The sequence below is a fragment of the Mesorhizobium sp. M7A.F.Ca.US.006.04.2.1 genome, from assembly GCF_004022915.1.
Lineage (GTDB): Bacteria > Pseudomonadota > Alphaproteobacteria > Rhizobiales > Rhizobiaceae > Mesorhizobium > Mesorhizobium ciceri.
Genome location: NZ_RZQA01001222.1, coordinates 1 through 1366 on the forward strand (window position 1 = coordinate 1; position 1366 = coordinate 1366).

The 1366-nt window shown below is 68.5% G+C and carries 1 protein-coding gene and 1 pseudogene; both read right to left on the minus strand.

Translation table 11 applies throughout. The features are described from left to right. On the minus strand, positions 1-971 hold a 971-nt coding region (arsK, locus tag EN925_RS36015), incomplete at its 3' end, for an arsenite efflux MFS transporter ArsK (protein WP_128337379.1). Next, positions 964-1366, minus strand: a pseudogene (locus tag EN925_RS36020) (flavoprotein); the annotation flags it as partial. The gene arsK and the pseudogene EN925_RS36020, both read right to left, overlap by 8 nt.

The following is a 1366-nucleotide window of genomic DNA, read 5'->3' on the forward strand; positions in this document are numbered from 1 at the left end:
CTGGTGAGGCCGGAGCCGAGGCCGAACAGGAATACGAACACGAAGGCGCCGGGCAGCCATGGCGTGGTCAGCAACAGCGCACACAGCCCGGCCGTGAGCAGTGACGCGGCAATGACGGCAAGGTGCGTCTGCTGCAGCCGCCCGCCAAACAGCATGTTGATCAACCGGCTAGCGACCTGCGCCGGCCCGAACAGGGTCGAGACGAAGAGGCCTGCGGTGCCGAGCCCAAGGGCCGCCGTCAGCGGCACCATGTGGATGAGGATCGCCGACAGCACGAAGCCTTCGGTGGCGAACCCCGCCAGCATCAGCAGGAATGCGGCCCGGCCGCGCCGCGCATCGAGCGGCATTCCCGCTTCATGGGGGGCGGAACCGCGCTCATGCGGCGTGACCGTTGCGTGGCGACGCGACAGGCGCATCAGCCAGGCGTGGATCGGCAGGCATAGGCCGAGATTGAGAGCGGCGAACAAAAGGTAGACCTCGCGCCATGTGAGATGCGCATGCAGCGCCGAGGTCAGCGGCCAGAACAGGGTAGAGGCAAACCCGGCGATCAGCGTCAGATGGGTGATGCTGCGTTGCGGCCGGGGAACCCCGACCTGCACGATCGCCACGAAGGCAGCGCTGTAGAGGACGAAGCTGGAGGCCAGTTCCATCGCCAGCAATCCCAGAACGAAGCTCACGCGGCCGGGTGCGACGGCGCACAGCGCCAGCGCCACAGCCGCCGCGACCGAGCCGACGGTCATGATGCGGCCGGCGCCGAAGCGGTCGGCCCACCGCCCGGCAGTCGGCGCGAACAGGCTGCCGGCAAACAGCGAGGCCGACAGGGCTGCGAATACCCAGCCTTCCGTGAGCCCGAACTCGCGTGCCATTGCCGGCGCCAGGATCGAGAAGCTGTAATAGAGCGTGCCGTAGCCGATGATCTGGGTCAGCCCAAGCGCCCAGATCGCCTTGCGCAGGACGGATCGTTCAGGCATCGACGCCGGCCGCCATATTCTCTCGCGTCTCGGTGGCCGGCGCGGTTGCGCAGCCGCAACCCGACGCGCCCGTTGCCTTGGCGTCCGCATCCCTGACGCAGCAGGCATCGACAGCGGCGGGAGCAGGCCCGCCACAGCAGCCGGCGCTTTCCGATACCGTCGCGACACCGACGGCACTGCACACGCCGGTCTCCGGCAGCACCAGCCGCACCTCGCGGGCCGCGGCATGGTCTCCGGCAATATCGGCCACCACCGAGCGGACCTGCTCGTAGCCGGTCGCCATCAGGAAGGTCGGGGCACGGCCGTAGGATTTCGAGCCGACGATGGTGAAACCGGGTTCGGGCTGCGCGAGCTCCGCAATGCCATGCGCGGGAACCGTGCTGCATGAGTGGAAG